Origin of the sequence: Dyadobacter psychrotolerans (assembly GCF_004349265.1) — a bacterium.
Classification (GTDB): Bacteria; Bacteroidota; Bacteroidia; order Cytophagales; family Spirosomataceae; genus Dyadobacter; species Dyadobacter psychrotolerans.
This window is the reverse complement of record NZ_SMFL01000003.1, coordinates 638,799-654,750: the sequence shown is the minus strand read 5'-3', so window position 1 is coordinate 654,750 and position 15,952 is coordinate 638,799. Positions and strand designations below refer to the sequence as shown.

Here is a 15,952-nt window from a genome sequence, read left to right as displayed (position 1 = left end):
CTTTTATTCCATATAAAAAACCTGTTGTAAAGGAATACTTACCGGTGAATTATCCGGGTTGGTTTCCATTACCTCAGCCATGTAAGCCCACCATTTTTTGACGATTTCTGTTGATCCCAAATCCTGTGATGAGCCATTGCCGTCCTGCTTTTGTACTGCAAAAAGTATATTGGTTTCTTCATCCAGAAAAATGGAATAATCGCTGATTCCGTTATCTTTCAATAGTTTTTTTAGCTCCGGCCAGATTTCGTCGTGGCGTTTTTTATATTCCCCGGCCAGGCCGGGATTGAGTTTCATTTTAAAAGCAACAGTTTGCATAGCGGCTTGCAGGTTAAGGTTTATTAAAAAGTATGTCAACTGATAAAAGCACCTGACAGCGAAATATCCTTTTAAATTTAAGGTTAATGTTTTGTCAATATTTGTCAAATATCAATGGATAAAGGTATCCGGTTTACCGTTCATGCCTCACCTGTGGTCTCCTGTTTGGGATGTTTGAAAAACAAAAAAACGGAGCAAGATCTTTTCCCGCTCCGTTCTGCATTACCTGAGTCTACTAATATTGTCGATCAATATCCTTCGTTTTGCTTCCAGAATCCCGGATTGATCAGCATTTCTCCTAATGGTACCGGGAAGAGTAAATCGCGTTTGGTAACGCCATTTGCCAGCGGAATGTCATGAGATTTGATGAATTCATTCATAACCGGAATAGCGCGTTCGGTACGGACAAGGTCAAACCATCTCAGGCCTTCACCGGCAAATTCCCAGCGACGTTCATTTTCCAGTGCCAGACGCATAGCATCTTTTGTGGCAGGCGTAATGGTAGCAACTTTTGCATTGGTGCGCACCTGATTTAATAATTGAACGGCCTGAACCGGCGGTGTTGCCGCTTCTTCATTGAGGATTTCAGCATACATCAGCAGAACATCGGCATAACGAATGATCGGGAAATTACGGGCGTAGTCACTGCGGGAAGTAACCGAAGCGTCTCCTTTTTCAAGAAATTTTGTAAACTGTACGCGACCTGATGTAGCGCCTGTTTTTGTATCAACATATCCTGAGTCTAATGTAGCTGCTTTTCTTGCATCCGTACGGGCGTAAGATGCTAAAAGTGCAGGCTCAACTTCACCTTCGAAACCTCCTGTGAAAGAACTCCACTGAGAGGGAAACTGAAAGGCCATTTCTGATGGTAACGAGCTTCCAAGCCCCTTTCCGCCGGAAATATACTGGACTTCAAAAATGTGGTACTTGTTCTTATTTGCAATCGTAAACAGATCTTTGTAAAGTGCAGGTGCCGGGAAAAGCGTAGTTCCCACAGCCATTACATCAGCAAGTTCTTTTTTGGCAAGAGCCAGTTTGTCGGTTTGTTTTAAAGGATAACCAGCCATGGTGAGGTATACACGTCCAAGTAATGCTTTGGCTGCATATTTTGTTGCTCTTCCTTTGTCGGTAACTGCATAGGTTGTCGGAAGATTTTCCGAAGCGAATATCAGGTCGTCAACAATGAATTTGTAAATATCCGCCGATGGAGCACGCAAGGCATTTTTTGCTTCAACAATACTCAAAACTTTATCCACCAGCGGAACATCTCCCCAGTAACGAACCAAATCAAAATAGGCCAGTGCACGAAAGAAACGTGCTTCTGCCTTAAACTGGGAAACTCTGGCGAATTCAAAACCTTCAATTTTTGATAAAACCACATTGGAGCGGTAAACTACGCTGTAAAGCTGCGTCCACGCCGTTTGAAAAGCTGCGGTTTGGGAAGATGCCGTAAATGTTCCTACTTCTTTATAATCACGCTGTGCGCCGCCTTCGATCTCGTGTGTATTGTCTGACCGGACTTCTGATAAATACCAGTTTGAAGATACCGGAACGGGCAGCCATGAATTGTATATAGCAAGAACGCCCTGATTCACCTGATCTTCACTTTTGTAAAAATCATTGGCAGTATTGTTCGTAAGCGGCGTGATGTCCAGGATTTCCTCACTGCAGGAACTGATCATCCCTGTAAAGCCAATCGCGGCAAGGCAGGTAAGTATGTTTTTAATTTTCATTATCATATGTAATTAATGCCGGAGCAGTGAATTAAAGATTCAGGTTGATACCGATAGAATATGTTCTCGATTGAGGATAACCACCGTAATCGCCTCCTTCATTGTTGGCAGCTTCCGGAGTGTAACCACCGTCGTATTTGTGCCAGATGTAAGGGTTTTCAACAGAAACATAAATTCTTGCCCGTTCGAACCACTTCATTTTTGGTACATTATATCCGAAAGTGATATTTTTCAAACGGATATAGTCAGAGCTATACAACCAGCGGGTATCATAGTAAGAACCTGTAGTGGCGTTGATGCTCGGCGTCATGCCATCGCCCGGATCTTCCGGAGATTTCCAGCGATTTTCCCATTTAGCCAGTTTGTTGTACAGATACCCCATTCCCGGACGGTCGATCGAACGGCCAATCATTGAGTAAATCATTCCGCCTGTTTGCGCGGTCAAAAGAATATTCAGATCAAAATTGCGGTAGGAGAAATTGTTGGTAAAACCGTAAACAAACGCAGGTAAAGGCTGGCCCACTTTGGTCCGGTCATTTTCGTCGATTTTATTATCGCCATTTACGTCACGATATTTTGAATCTCCCACAATGGTTTTGGACATAATCGGACTTCCATCAACATCTGCCTGGTTTTCATAAACCCCGATTGCATCGTAAAGTTTAAAGTAACCAATTGGCTGTCCAACCTCAATCATCGATGTCAGACCAGAGAATCCTGCCGGAATAGGCGTGTTGTCGTAACCCAGTTTTATAACCCTGTTCTGGTTGTAAGACACATTCAAATTTGTTCCCCATTTGAAAACACCGGTTGTATTTCTTGAATTAAGTGACAACTCAAATCCTTTGTTTTCGATATCACCGATATTCTGCCAGCTGCGTGTAAATCCGGTAAGTGATGAAACGGGAGCCTGCAAAAGAAGTTCGGAAGTTCTGCGAACGTAGTAATCAGCGGCAACGACCAGTCTGTTTTTGAATAAACCAAAATCTGCACCAAAGTTATAACTGCTTGTTTGTTCCCATCCTAGTTGGGTATTTTCAAAGCCCGACGGTGCGTAACCGGTTTGCTGTGCGCCATTTAATGCATAATCACTGTTTGCAAGAAGCGAGAACTGGGCATTGTTTGGTATACGGTTGTTACCAGTGATACCAAAACTCGCACGTAGTTTCAGGTCTGATATATTTTGAATACCCTGCATGAAACTTTCGCTCGATACACGCCATGCGGCCGATACGGCAGGAAATGTTCCCCAACGGTTATCAGATCCGAATTTAGACGAACCGTCACGGCGCAAACTTGCTGAGAAAAGATATTTTTCTTTGTAGTCATACTGCACACGTCCGAAGTAAGATATCAACGCAGTTTTATCCTGGCTGATGCTGGTGATACCAACTGTTGAAGATCCCTGGTTGAAAAGGTTTGTCCAGTCATTTGGTAAACGTGTGTTGTTCTGACGGTTGCCGTAGCCATTGGTTCTTTCAACAGAGTAACCCAATAACGCGGTTACACTGTGTTTGCCAAATGTTCTGTTGTAGTTTAGTGTACTTTGGAACAGGTAGCGGTAATCGTTGGTGTTTTGCCTGTCCGAAGTAGATGCATAACCTGCGTAAGGTACAGTTGCCCAGTCGCGGATGGCATTGGTTGGAGTGAATGAATTCGAAATCGAATTGTTGTTGTCCATACCGCCGGTCAATTGTAGTTGTAAGCCACGTGCCAGTGTTGCATGCAGGTAGATATTTGTATTCAGGCGGTTTCTTGTCTGGTCAATTTGCGTTCTTTCCAAAACGGCAATCGGACTGATGTAACGACCCGACCATGGATAGGTTCCGTTAGGCTGTGCACCTACATAATACCCGGTTCCGAGCGGAGCAACCGGCGGCATCTGCACCGCATTCATTCCCTGGCGATCCTTTCCGTCAACCTGGCCTCCGCCGTTAATCCACTCAATAGAAGGTGAAAGTGTCAAACCAACTTTTATAAATTTATTAACCTGTGCATCAATGTTTGCACGAACGGTAGCACGTTTGTAATTGGTGTTGATAATTACTCCTTTTTGGTCCATATAACTTCCGTTGATGTTATAGGTAACATTGTCAGAACCACCGTTCACACTTAACTGGTAATTGGAAATTGTTCCTGTATTTCCAAAAAACGCATCCTGCCAGTCTACATAATCAAGACTATCCGTTCCGTAAGCCCATTTAGGGTCGTACATTAAAGATGTGTTCGGATTGTTCAAAGAAATGCCAAGTTCAGATGCACGGAAGGCCATTGGATCGGAAGCAGTATAAGGCTTTTTCAGTGTAACACCCCGGCTAACCCAGGCCGCATCCACACCCTCTTTGCGCTGCTCAATCCACTGTTCAGGTGACATCATGTCGATACGGCCTTCTACTTTGGAAACACCCTGAGTCATATTAAACTGAATACGTGGTTTTCCTTTTACACCTCTTTTAGTGGTAATGATTACAACCCCATTCGAGCCGCGTGAACCGTAAATAGCCGCAGAGGAAGCATCTTTCAGTACGTCAATTGTCTGAACATCGGAAGGGTTGATACCATTTAATGTTTCTACCGGGACCCCATCAACCACGTACAAAGGATCATTTGAGGCATTCAGAGAACCCGTTCCGCGAACACGGATCTGTAAGGCTGCACCCGGTTCACCTGTTGTCGTTTGCACATCCACTCCCGGAAGCTGTCCGGCAAGTACGTTCTCAAGGCGGGAAACCGGACGTTCTTCAATGTCCTTAGAAGATATACTTGCTGCGGCTCCTGTAAGATTAGCTCTTTTGGAAGTACCGTAACCGATAACAACTACCTCTGAAAGAGATTTTGAATCTTCCTTCAAAGTAATGTTGATTTTTGTACGTCCGTTAACAGGAATTTCCTGTGGCTCGTACCCGATGAAGGAAACGGTAAGTGTAGCGGTTGCCGGAGCACTAAGCGAAAATTCTCCTTCCACATTGGTTGAAGTACCTGTTGCGGTTCCTTTAACCAAAATGTTCACACCTGGGAGAGATTCATTAGTGGGTCCGCCGGTTACCTTTCCGGTAACAGTGATTTGGGCCAATGTTACTACCGATGAAATGAGCAGTATTAAGAAGGTCATGATAAATACATGAAACCTTTCCCTGATTTTTTTAGATAAGTAGTAAATATGCATGATTTGATGCGATTAAAATTATATTCAAATGTCAGGATAACAATTAACCCCACCTTCATGTAGACTCCTGTATAAGCCAAGATTTTATCAGAATTTTTCAATAATAACATTGCTATTGTCAGTGTTATCAGCGTCTGCTAACCCTGGCCCGAGAGAATGGCATGAGATACACAGATATATTTATACTATTTTTGGTAAAAAATATTTAATCAGCGTCGCTGTCATTCAGTCCGATAACGTAACTATTTAATATCCGATGCAATTTTTAGCGGCTGGCGGGAGGAACACAATTGTCCTTATTTTTTGCTTTTTGCTTGTCGTTTCAATAAGGTTTGACCGAAATGACCTTTTGATAAAGCGTCCTTTAAATGATGCGACATTTTACATAGCAAATGTTCAATTCCTTCGCGGTGAACCGCTTACATACCAGTTCAAAGAGCCGTTTAATGAGAGGTTGCTTGTTACGGCAGTGGCAGCGATTCTTCCTTTTGAACCGTTAACGGCCATTAACCTGGCAAATATTTTCTTTTTACTGTTGGCGCTTTATTTTCTCCGGCAGTTGCTGACAGCTTTAAGTCTGGATGAAAAGTATGTATGGGGCGGGCTATATCTTTTTGTTTTTTCGTTTCCAACTTTCTATTATTCCACCATCGGATATACCGATCCCGGCGCGCTTTCGATGATCTTTCTTGGCGCTTCTTCGATCTATAAAAATAAATACTGGCTTTTTATCTTAGCAATGATATTGGGGACAATGGCGAAAGAGGGTATCGTAATACTGGTTCCCGTGGCAGCCGCCTATGCTTTCAGTCGTGATGATAAAAAATGGTATTTTTTCAGCGCGGCAGCAATTTTGATTTTTTTCGCCATAACTGCAGTTGTTAAGTCTAATATTGCTGAGCACGTTAATACCCCGTTCTTTTGGAAACCAAGGGCATGGAGAATTTATTTTAACTTCTCGCGCCCTAACTTTTATATAAGTTCGATTTTGAGTTTCGGAATTCCCGGAGTAATCTGGTTAACTTTTCTTTTTCGGGAAACATCGCAGGTTACAAATTTTTTGAAACAGGATTTACCACTGATAACGGGTACACTGGCTGCATTTTTACCGTGGCTGTTTATGATTATCTCTGCGTTTCCTGATGGCCGGGCATTCTGGATTGCTTCTTGCTTTCCAATTGCACTGGCAATGGTCTGGTGGCAAAGGTTTGGTAACCCCTTTAAATTTAAATCCTGACTTTAAGCAATGTCGGGTTTCAATATCCAGCCAGATCCAAATCCTCACTCTCTTTCATTTCAACTCTTTTACCCATTTTCTTTTGAATAATTTTGAAATGATGTTCATCTTCCGGACAAATGAGCGAAATCGCTTCACCTGATGTTTCAGCACGTCCGGTACGTCCAATGCGGTGAATATAATCTTTCGGTGAACGGGGCAGTTCAAAGTTGATTACATGAGGTAAAAACTGAATGTCAATTCCTCTCGAAACCAAATCCGTGGCTACCAAAACAGTCAATTTCCCTGATTTAAATTTGTTTAAAGCTTCTGTTCTGGCTCCCTGGCTTTTACCACTGTGCATAGCTGCTGCCTGAATTCCGTTTTTAGAAAGCTTTTCAACCAGGTTGTCTGCGGTTCTGGTAGCCGAAACAAAAACCAGAACCTGCTTCATTTCTTCTGTTTTGATAATGTATCGAAGCAAAGGTCCTTTTCTGGCAGGATCGACGAAATAAGCAGTTTGTTTGATCAAATCCAGATTTTGTTCTTCCTCAGCTATTTCAATTTTAAGCGGATTTCGGAGAATACTCTTATGGATTGCCTCTACGTCGTCTCCCAAAGTTGCCGAGAAAAGAATGCTCTGGCGTTTTTTCGGAAGAAGGAAAAAGATATCTTTCATTTCATCTGCAAAACCCATGTTCAGCATTTTATCGGCTTCGTCCAAAACCAGTATTTCAGTATCAGAAATACTTAAAGCTTTATGTGAAAGAAGATCAAGCAGCCTTCCCGGAGTTGCCACCAGAATCTCCACATTTTGCAAACCGATCATTTGCGGGTTTATGGAAACACCACCGTAAACTGCCATTGTCTTTACTTTTCTGGGCAGTTTTTCTCCGAACGTTTGAAAAACCACAGCAATCTGCAGCGCCAGTTCTCTCGTCGGTACTAAAACCAAAACTCTGATTGAGCGGTTTTTAGGAGCTCCTTTGTCCTGAAACCATTCCAGAATCGGCAATACAAAACCTGCCGTTTTTCCGGATCCGGTTTTTGCAATACCCAGAATATCACTGCCTTTCAAAATCGCCGGAATTGCTTCCTGCTGAATCGGATAAGGTTGAGTATAATTCTGTTCTGCAATGGTTTTAAGTAATGGTTCGGAAAGGCCGATAGATTGAAAAGACATAGGATAAACGGATACTGACTGATATATTTTTTACAAAGATACCACTATTAACATGACCGTTAACAGAAGAGAATTTTTACAGAAAGCCGGACTGGGCGCTTTGCAGCTTGGGCTGGCCGGTTATTTCTCCGGACCACTGCTGGCGGAAGCCTTTAAGACAAGCCAGCTGCCAAGAAGTTTACCCGAATTACAGGGTGTAACTTCATCCGGAATTCTGGATTTTGTTAATTCAGTTGAGGCCAAAAAGCTAAATCTGCATAGTTTGATGGTGTTACGGCATGGAAAAGTACTTGCTGAAGGATGGTGGGCACCATATGCGCCGAACCTGAAACATACACTTTATTCGCTTAGTAAGAGTTTTACTTCCAGTGCCATCGGATTTGCAGTTGATGCTGGCAAACTGACTGTCAATGATAAGATAATATCCTTTTTCCCGAAGGATATACCTGCAGAGATCAGCGAAAATCTGGCTAAAATGCGCGTTCGCGATTTATTGACGATGTCAACCGGTCATGATAAGGATTCAACACCGGCACTTAGAGAATCCGGGAAGAGTAACTGGGTGAAATCCTTTCTGGCACAGCCGGTTGTTCATGAACCGGGAACGTTTTTTGTCTACAACAGCGGCGCAACTTATATACTGTCAGCTATTATTCAGAAAGTTATCGGGCAGACAGTACTTGAATACCTCACACCCAGATTATTTAAACCCTTAGGCATTGAAGGCGCCGATTGGGAAGTTGATCCGAACGGAATCAATACCGGCGGTTGGGGGCTTCGGGTGAAAACAGAAGATATAGCCAAATTCGGACAGCTTTATTTGCAGAAAGGAATGTGGAACGGTAAACGGATTTTGTCCGAAGCATGGATTCAGGAAGCAACAACTTCACACATCCAGTCGAAAGGCGGGTCAGGGAAAAAAGAGGATAACGACTGGCAGCAGGGCTATGGTTACCAGTTTTGGCGCTGCAGGCACGGGGCTTACCGGGGTGACGGTGCTTACGGGCAGTATTGTATCGTTATGCCTAAACAGCACATGGTCATTGCCATCACCAGTGAAACGGGAAATATGGGTGCGATTCTGAATGAAGTATGGAATCATATTTTGCCAGCGGTTAAAAGTAATGAGCTAACGGCAAACGTGTCAGAACAGCAGCAGTTAAAACAAAAATTGACTTCGCTTGGTTTACCACTTGCTAACGGTAAAAGTTCTTCCGAACAGATTTCAAAAGTAAGCGGCAAGAAGTTTGGAATAACTGAAAATTCATTAAAAGTCAGTCAGGTTTCACTCTCTTTTAAAGCTGATTCATGTGTTTTCAGTTTGACAGATGACAAAGGAACGCATCAAATCACTGCCGGACTAAATAAGTGGATAGAAGGGTTCACAGATCTTTCTACGATCCCGTTGAAACTTGTACTGACGCCTGTGCCGGGAGAAACAAAAACCAAAATCGCAGCAAACGGAACCTGGATCAACGACAAAACCTTCGAAATGACCTGGCGTTTTATTGAAACAGCACATTACGAAACAGTTACTTGTGAGTTTGAAGAAGAAAATATTAAAGTTGCTTTCAGAAGGAGTTTGGCTATTTTAGGTAATACCAAAGATTCCAGACCGGTTTTGACAGGTAAAGTGGCGGTTTGATAAAATCTGACAAACAGATTTGGAATGATTTTTAAACCGAAACGAATGGAAGGGGATAAAGCATAACGTTCCTTCAAGTTATTTTAATCTTACCAAAACAAATGAAAACCCAACAAATTGTACTTGCTGCCCGTCCAAAAGGTATGCCTGATGCTGATACTTTCCGATTTGAAGATATTGAAATACCGGATTTACAACAAGGTGAAGTTTTGTTAAAAGGGCTCTACTATTCAGTTGATCCATATATGCGGGGCCGGATGAATGACAAAAAATCTTATTCTGCTCCTTTTGAAATAGACAAACCAATTTTTGGAGGCGTAGTTGCAGAAGTGGAAGACGCCAATGGCACAGACCTGGAAAAGGGAGATCTGGTTACAGGCATGCTGCCATGGAGTAAAAAAATTGTTTCTGCTGAAAAAAAGCTTAAAAAGATAGATGCCTCTTTTGCTCCACCGAGTTACTATCTAAGTATTTTGGGTATGACGGGCCTCACGGCTTATTTTGGATTGATACATATAGGAAAGCCAAAGGACGGCGAAACGGTTGTTGTTTCAGGAGCTGCGGGAGCAGTGGGAATTGTGGTCGGGCAAATTGCGAAAATCCATGGTTGCCGTGTGATCGGCATCGCCGGTTCTGATGAAAAGATTGAAATGCTAAAAGGAAAGTTCGGCTTTGACGGAGGAATTAATTATAAGACTACACCTGACATGAAAAAGGCAATTGCTAAGGCTTGTCCGGATGGAGTTGATATTTATTTTGATAATGTTGGCGGAGAAGTTTCGGACGCAGTGATAAGTAATATTAATTTTCATGCAAGAATACCATTATGCGGTCAAATTTCACTGTATAATGACACCGAAATTCCAACCGGGCCACGCGTACAGCCAACAATGGTTACGCATAGTGTGCTCATGCAGGGTTTTATAGTTAGCAAATACAGCGATCAGTTTCCGGAAGGAATGGCACAACTGGAAGAATGGGTTAAGGAAGAAAAACTTAAATTTACAGAAACCATTATCGAAGGTTTTGATCAATTGCCCGAGGCAATGTTATCTCTCTTTTCTGGCGGAAACACAGGTAAAATGGTTGTGAAGGCCTGAGTAAAATGTTTTCCGTACAGCCGGATTTGGTTAACTGAGAAATACGGAATAAGGTTTGAATCAAAAGCGCTGGTTTTTAAGTTAAATACCGGCGCTTTTATGTATTTTTGGTCATCAACCATAAAAAAAATTACATGAAAAAGACAATTTTCCTTTCTTTGATGCTGACAATCGCAGCATTGGGCACCCAGGCTCAAAAATTCAAAGGACTTGATAAAAGCCCGCGTGACATTGCCTATTATCCTGATGGTTTTGCACATAATCGTAAGGATGGAGAAAGCGCATCGGTAAAGGTTTCTTACAGCCGTCCGTTTCTGAACGGTCGTGAGATGTTTGGTAAAAAAGAACCTTATGGGAAAGTATGGAGAGCGGGTGCTGATGAATCTACGGAAATTAAATTTTATAAAGACGCTACTTTTGGTGGGAAAAAAGTGAAAGCAGGCACTTATTCTTTGTTTGCGATTCCGGGTGAAAAGGAATGGACTGTTATCCTGAGTTCAGATGTTGATTACTGGGGTGCTTTTAAGTACAAAGAAGCAAATGACGTAGCACGCGTTACCGTTCCGGTTTCTCCAAAACCTGCCGCACCAATCGAAAATTTTTCAATCGTTTTCACAGGAGACACTCCTCAGAAAGCGGTGATGGCCTTGGGTTGGGAAACTACGATTGTAGAGGTTCCTATTACTTTCTAAAAACCTGTCTCAGGAAAGTCGGGTCAAAATATTTCTTATTGGCACTATTATTTATAGCAACCGGGTATCAGACACATGTTTGATGCCCGGTTTATTTTTTTATTCAATAAGAAGTTATGAAGAAGATACACATTTTGGTTGTCTGCCTGTTTGCAGGCAGTATACTCACCAGCTGCGGTGATAAAAACAAAAATACAAAGGAGGAGAAAGAAGCTGCACTGGCCAGCGGACCTGATTCCGTAAAAACCCTGACGGACAGCCTGACTTTACCTGCGCCTTACGCAACCGAATCAGTAGAAAACCGCCCGAAAGAAGAAGGTTGGGCAGATGGCCAAATGCCAAAAGCTCCTGCGGGTTTTACAGTTACAAAGTTTGCCGACAAACTAAAAAATCCGCGCTGGACATACATTGGTCCAAATGGAGACATCTTCGTTGCTGAATCGGCAACAAAAAACAGTGCGGATAGAATCACGCTTTTACGGGATGTGAACAAAGATGGTGTTCCGGAAATGAAGGAGATTTTTTTGGAAAAGTTAAAACAGCCGCTTGGGATGCTAATCCTCAAAAATTATTTCTATGTGGGAAATACGGATGGATTATATCGTTATCCATACAAAGAAGGAGATACCAAAATCACTGGCAAAGGGAAAAAAATTCTTGATTTACCTGCCGGTGGTTACAACAATCACTGGACCCGTAATTTACTCGCAAATGCTGACGGATCTAAAATTTATGTATCTGTTGGTTCAGGAAGTAACGTTGCCGAGCATGGTATTGAAAATGAGGTAAGAAGAGCAAATATTTTAGAAATTAATCCGGACGGTAGTGGAGAGAAAATTTATGCAAGCGGCTTGAGAAACCCCGTTGGCATGGACTGGGCTCCGGGAACGAGTACATTGTGGACAGCTGTAAACGAACGTGACGAGCTGGGTGACGAACTTGTACCAGACTATATTACCAGCGTAAAACAAGGTGGTTTTTATGGATGGCCATATTCTTATTTTGGCCAGAATAAGGATCCAAGAATGAAAGGAGCAGGGTCAGACCTGGTTGCAAAAGCAATTGTTCCCGATGTTCCGGTAGGTTCACATACTGCTTCCCTGGGATTGGCTTTTTACAACAAAACTGAATTTCCTTCGAAATATCACAACGGTGCCTTCGTAGGTCAGCACGGATCATGGAATAAATCGAAGCTGGCCGGGTACAAGGTGATGTTTGTCCCTTTTAAAAATGGAAAACCATCCGGCAAACCAGAAGATTTCCTGACTGGTTTTGTTGACAGTGAAAGCAAAGTTTTCGGCCGTCCTGTTGATGTTACTGTGATGAATGATGGTTCGTTGCTTGTCAATGACGATTCAAGTGGCACGATTTGGCGGGTTGCTGCTAAGTGAGGTGCTGGTTCGTCAAAGGAATCAAATATATAATGTAAGAAGTCTTAGGTGGCCCGATCAATCAATCGGGCCACTTTTTTACGGGCAACTATTTAATCTCCCTTCGGAGGTTTTGGTAAGGCAGTACGACCAAAAAATAAATAAGGTGTCACTCATCCGATTGAATATGCATCTATTGAATTCCAGTTGTTAACTTTTTTTGCGCAATCTTAAACTTTGGGAAAAAAAATTTCTTTTAACTTGTAAAATAATACCAATCGGTATATTTTTGCATTATTATGGAAAACAAAACGAGTAAAGCAGATAAAACGAAGCAGTTCATCGTAGAAAAAACGGCGCCGATTTTTAATAAAAAAGGGTATTCGGGTACTTCTCTGAGTGATATGATTCATGCAACCGGACTTACAAAAGGCAGTATTTATGGCAATTTTGTAAACAAAGACGATGTTGCGCTCGCTGCTTTTGATTTTAATCTGCAAAAGGTTAATACGGTTATCCGCCAGGAAATGCTGAGCTGTGTTTCTTACCGTGAGAAATTGCTGGTTTATACAAAAGTTTATGAAAATTTTCTTGAATTCCCTTTTCCGGAAGGAGGCTGTCCTGTAATGAATACGGCAGTTGAGGCAGATGACACCCATCCGCAATTAAGGAAAAAGGCTTCTGATGCGATTGTTTCATGGAAAGACAGCCTCTCCAAATTAATTAAAAAAGGAATTGCAGGCAACGAATTTAGGCAGGACGTCGATCCGGAGCAGGTCTCGCTTACGATCATTGCGACGATTGAAGGCGCTATCATGATTACAAAGCTAACCGGAAAATTAAGCTACCGGAGAGCAATCATGAAGTCCGTTGAAAAGATGATTAATGATTTGGTTTAAATTTTTTAATCTAAAATATACCGATTGGTATAAAACAATAAAACGAAATTTTTATTATCCTAAAACCTAAAAATCCATCATGAAACAGAAACTTGCCTTCGCCATGATCATGGGTGTAATTACGACTGGAATAATTTCTTTTACCCTGATAAGTATTAATATTGGATTTGCACCTAATTTTGCGGGGATTTGGTTCAAGTCATGGAGTATGGCGTATGTGATTGTCATACCAGTCATTTTACTTGTCGGACCAGTCGTGCAAAATTTGGTAAACAACATTTTCAAGGAAAAAGCCCCTTTGAATATCGAATAGTGAAAATATGAAAAGAGTAGTAGTAACAGGTCTTGGTGCGCTTACGCCGCTGGGAAATACAGTGAATGAATTCTGGGAAAATATCCTTGCGGGAAAAAGCGGTGCCGGCCCCATTACCAAGTTTGACACTTCTAAGTTTAAAACGCATTTTGCCTGTGAGGTAAAAGGATTCAATGCAGAAGAGTTTATTGATAAAAAAGAAATCAAGAAGTACGATACTTTTACGCAGTACGCTATCGTAGCAACTGACGAAGCGATTAAGGACGCAGGTCTGGATTTTACGCAGATGAGCGAAATCGACCGTTACGAAGTGGGTGTGATCTGGGGAAGTGGAAATGGCGGTATCGGCACATTTGAAGAGCAGCTTCGTGAATTTCACGGAGGAGACGGAACGCCAAGGTTTAGTCCTTTTTTTATCCCAAAAATGATTGTGGACATTGCGGCAGGAGTTATTTCGATCCGGAATAAATTGCACGGGCCAAACTATTGCACAGTTTCTGCCTGCGCTTCTTCCAACAATGCAATTATTGCGGCGTTTGATACGATACGGTTAGGGAAAGCAACGATCATGATTGCCGGTGGATCAGAAGCGCCTATCACACATTCTTCATTGGGAGGTTTCGGTTCTGCCCAGGCGTTATCCAAAAGAAACGACGACCCGGAAACTGCTTCCCGCCCGTTCGACAAGGACCGTGATGGTTTTGTAATGGGAGAAGGAGCCGGTGCGCTTGTGCTTGAAGACTTGGATCATGCTTTGAAACGTGGCGCCACAATTTATGCCGAAATGGTGGGCGGCGGGATGGCAGCCGATGCTTATCACCTCACAGGAACACCTCCTGACGGTTTGGGAGCTTATCTTGGCATGGCCAAAGCGCTGTCTGATGCAGGTATTTCCGCAGATAAGATTGACTACGTAAATGCACATGCTACCTCAACAGGACTGGGAGACATGAGCGAATTACAGGGCATGAAAAGGTTATTCGGTGATCATCAGGTAGCAGTTGGTGCGACCAAATCGATGACAGGGCATTTGTTGGGAGCGGCCGGTGCGGCAGAAAGTATTGTGAGTATTCTTGCGATCAAACACGGTGTTATCCCGGGGACGATTAATACACAGAACCTGGACGAAAATATTCCGGAGGGTCTTAATATTATTTTAGGAAAACCGGTTTATCAGCCAGTGAATTACGTGTTAAACAACACCTTTGGTTTTGGAGGACACGTGGCGAGTTCTATATTTAAGAAATACACAGGGGAGTAAGATCTCTCTTTATCTACTTAAACGAAAAAAAGTAAAGCGCAGAGTTCGCAAAGTTTTGCGGCCTTTGCGTTTTACTTTTTAGACTTTGAGTGAAACTAAACGGTAGTTGCTGCGGAATCCAGCATTTCAGACAAAACCTCAACCACGCCGTTCTCATCATTTCCTTTTGCACGAAATCGTGCTACTTCTTTTACTTCTTCATGCGCATTGGCCATGGCATAGGAATAATAACCATTCTGAAGCATTTCGAGATCATTGAGATAATCCCCAAAAACCATTGTCTGGTCGAAAGAAACGTTAAATTTCTTTTGAAGGACTTCCATCGCTACGCCTTTGTTGGCATTCAAGTGAGAAATATCCAGCCATATCGGCCCGGAGACTTTTACTTTTAACGTTTCCTGCAAATGTTTATAATGAGGATAACTGTTTCCTTCCGAACCGGCAAGATCACATAGAGTGAATTTTAAAAACTGATCATCTTCTACTTTCAGCAGATCTTCAACGATTTCATAGCGTTCAAAATAGAGTTTAAGATGATCTATGAATTCTGGTTCTGCACTTTCGACGTAAGCCTTTTTCTTGCCACAAATCACTGCGTAGGTTTTTGGAATATTCCGGGAAGTAATAATCAGGTCGCGAACAATGTTCTGGTCCATAGCCTGAACATGAATTTCCTCATCCTGAAACATTACATAACTTCCGTTTTCGGCCGCAAAGATCACTTCATCCTTAACTGCGTCAAGCGTTTTTAACAAATTATAATATTGACGGCCACTTGCTGCAACAAAAATAATTCCCTGCTCTTTTAACTTTCTGAATACCGGCAAAAAGGAATCACTTAGTTCATGTTTGGAGTTTAGCAGTGTACCGTCCATGTCGGTAGCAATAAGGCGGATATCAGAAGCTGGCATAAATGGCATTTATTAATATTTACTCTTAAACAAAACAAAAGGCCTGCTTATGGTTCCATTATTTCGGAAAGGTTAGATAAAGCTGCCTTCCTCACGTTCGTTGCTTACGTTTTCCCAATACCGGAAGCATTCAAATGAACCCGGA

Annotated in this window: 13 protein-coding genes; 8 read left to right on the top strand and 5 right to left on the bottom strand. The window is 42.4% G+C overall.

Translation table 11 applies throughout. The features are described 5' to 3' along the window. Positions 1–3: 3 nt before the first annotated feature. The 3 genes from rhaM to E0F88_RS10475 all read right to left on the bottom strand — a co-directional run bounded on the left by rhaM (position 4) and on the right by E0F88_RS10475 (position 5,217). Positions 4–318 carry an L-rhamnose mutarotase gene (gene rhaM / locus E0F88_RS10485; RefSeq protein ID WP_131958183.1) on the bottom strand — a complete coding sequence of 105 codons (315 nt, stop codon included), beginning with the start codon at positions 316–318 and terminating at the stop codon, positions 4–6. 248 nt (positions 319–566) lie between these two features. Further along, entirely contained in the window at positions 567–2,051 is a 1,485-nt protein-coding gene (locus E0F88_RS10480) for a RagB/SusD family nutrient uptake outer membrane protein (protein ID WP_165940035.1), read from the bottom strand. A gap of 31 nt (positions 2,052–2,082) precedes the next feature. Further along, positions 2,083–5,217: a SusC/RagA family TonB-linked outer membrane protein gene (locus E0F88_RS10475; RefSeq protein ID WP_131958181.1), complete on the bottom strand. Its 3,135-nt coding sequence runs from the start codon at positions 5,215–5,217 to the stop codon at positions 2,083–2,085. Between the two features lie 349 nt (positions 5,218–5,566). Between E0F88_RS10475 and E0F88_RS10470 the strand changes: the two genes are divergently transcribed. Further along, positions 5,567–6,454 (top strand): hypothetical protein, encoded by an 888-nt coding sequence (locus tag E0F88_RS10470; RefSeq protein ID WP_131958180.1) that lies wholly within the window; start codon positions 5,567–5,569, stop codon positions 6,452–6,454. Between the two features lie 19 nt (positions 6,455–6,473). On the opposite strand, the gene E0F88_RS10465 is transcribed toward E0F88_RS10470, so the two are convergent. After that, entirely contained in the window at positions 6,474–7,616 is a 1,143-nt protein-coding gene (locus E0F88_RS10465; protein ID WP_131958179.1) for a DEAD/DEAH box helicase, read from the bottom strand. 52 nt (positions 7,617–7,668) lie between these two features. Here E0F88_RS10465 and E0F88_RS10460 point away from each other — a divergent pair, with 52 nt between their 5' ends. From E0F88_RS10460 to fabF, 7 genes are all read left to right on the top strand, one after another. Then, positions 7,669–9,261: a serine hydrolase domain-containing protein gene (locus tag E0F88_RS10460; RefSeq protein ID WP_131958178.1), complete on the top strand. Its 1,593-nt coding sequence runs from the start codon at positions 7,669–7,671 to the stop codon at positions 9,259–9,261. 101 nt (positions 9,262–9,362) lie between these two features. Further along, positions 9,363–10,361 carry an NADP-dependent oxidoreductase gene (locus E0F88_RS10455; protein ID WP_131958177.1) on the top strand — a complete coding sequence of 333 codons (999 nt, stop codon included), beginning with the start codon at positions 9,363–9,365 and terminating at the stop codon, positions 10,359–10,361. A gap of 134 nt (positions 10,362–10,495) precedes the next feature. Then, complete coding sequence (locus E0F88_RS10450; RefSeq protein ID WP_131958176.1) at positions 10,496–11,053, top strand: DUF2911 domain-containing protein; 558 nt, start codon at positions 10,496–10,498, stop codon at positions 11,051–11,053. 116 nt (positions 11,054–11,169) lie between these two features. Next, positions 11,170–12,444, top strand: coding sequence for a PQQ-dependent sugar dehydrogenase (locus tag E0F88_RS10445; RefSeq protein WP_131958175.1), 1,275 nt, complete (start codon positions 11,170–11,172; stop codon positions 12,442–12,444). A 278-nt stretch (positions 12,445–12,722) separates the two neighbouring features. After that, positions 12,723–13,322, top strand: a complete 600-nt coding sequence (locus E0F88_RS10440) for a TetR/AcrR family transcriptional regulator (protein WP_131958174.1) — start codon at positions 12,723–12,725, stop codon at positions 13,320–13,322. Positions 13,323–13,401: 79 nt separating this feature from the next. Continuing rightward, positions 13,402–13,635 (top strand): DUF2798 domain-containing protein, encoded by a 234-nt coding sequence (locus E0F88_RS10435; RefSeq protein ID WP_131958173.1) that lies wholly within the window; start codon positions 13,402–13,404, stop codon positions 13,633–13,635. A 7-nt stretch (positions 13,636–13,642) separates the two neighbouring features. Then, positions 13,643–14,896 carry a beta-ketoacyl-ACP synthase II gene (gene fabF, locus E0F88_RS10430; protein ID WP_131958172.1) on the top strand — a complete coding sequence of 418 codons (1,254 nt, stop codon included), beginning with the start codon at positions 13,643–13,645 and terminating at the stop codon, positions 14,894–14,896. 95 nt (positions 14,897–14,991) lie between these two features. On the opposite strand, the gene E0F88_RS10425 is transcribed toward fabF, so the two are convergent. Next, positions 14,992–15,807: an HAD family hydrolase gene (locus tag E0F88_RS10425; protein ID WP_131958171.1), complete on the bottom strand. Its 816-nt coding sequence runs from the start codon at positions 15,805–15,807 to the stop codon at positions 14,992–14,994. Positions 15,808–15,952 lie beyond the last annotated feature (145 nt).

What these genes read in the sequence shown, in the direction of transcription:
- rhaM (WP_131958183.1), bottom strand. Translation starts at nt 318, where the DNA reads ATGCAAACTGTTGCTTTTAAAATGAAACTCAATCCCGGCCTGGCCGGG.
- E0F88_RS10480 (WP_165940035.1), bottom strand. Translation starts at nt 2,051, where the DNA reads ATGAAAATTAAAAACATACTTACCTGCCTTGCCGCGATTGGCTTTACA.
- E0F88_RS10475 (WP_131958181.1), bottom strand. Translation starts at nt 5,217, where the DNA reads ATGCATATTTACTACTTATCTAAAAAAATCAGGGAAAGGTTTCATGTA.
- E0F88_RS10465 (WP_131958179.1), bottom strand. Translation starts at nt 7,616, where the DNA reads ATGTCTTTTCAATCTATCGGCCTTTCCGAACCATTACTTAAAACCATT.
- E0F88_RS10460 (WP_131958178.1), top strand. Translation starts at nt 7,669, where the DNA reads ATGACCGTTAACAGAAGAGAATTTTTACAGAAAGCCGGACTGGGCGCT.
- E0F88_RS10455 (WP_131958177.1), top strand. Translation starts at nt 9,363, where the DNA reads ATGAAAACCCAACAAATTGTACTTGCTGCCCGTCCAAAAGGTATGCCT.
- E0F88_RS10450 (WP_131958176.1), top strand. Translation starts at nt 10,496, where the DNA reads ATGAAAAAGACAATTTTCCTTTCTTTGATGCTGACAATCGCAGCATTG.
- E0F88_RS10445 (WP_131958175.1), top strand. Translation starts at nt 11,170, where the DNA reads ATGAAGAAGATACACATTTTGGTTGTCTGCCTGTTTGCAGGCAGTATA.
- E0F88_RS10440 (WP_131958174.1), top strand. Translation starts at nt 12,723, where the DNA reads ATGGAAAACAAAACGAGTAAAGCAGATAAAACGAAGCAGTTCATCGTA.
- E0F88_RS10435 (WP_131958173.1), top strand. Translation starts at nt 13,402, where the DNA reads ATGAAACAGAAACTTGCCTTCGCCATGATCATGGGTGTAATTACGACT.
- fabF (WP_131958172.1), top strand. Translation starts at nt 13,643, where the DNA reads ATGAAAAGAGTAGTAGTAACAGGTCTTGGTGCGCTTACGCCGCTGGGA.
- E0F88_RS10425 (WP_131958171.1), bottom strand. Translation starts at nt 15,807, where the DNA reads ATGCCAGCTTCTGATATCCGCCTTATTGCTACCGACATGGACGGTACA.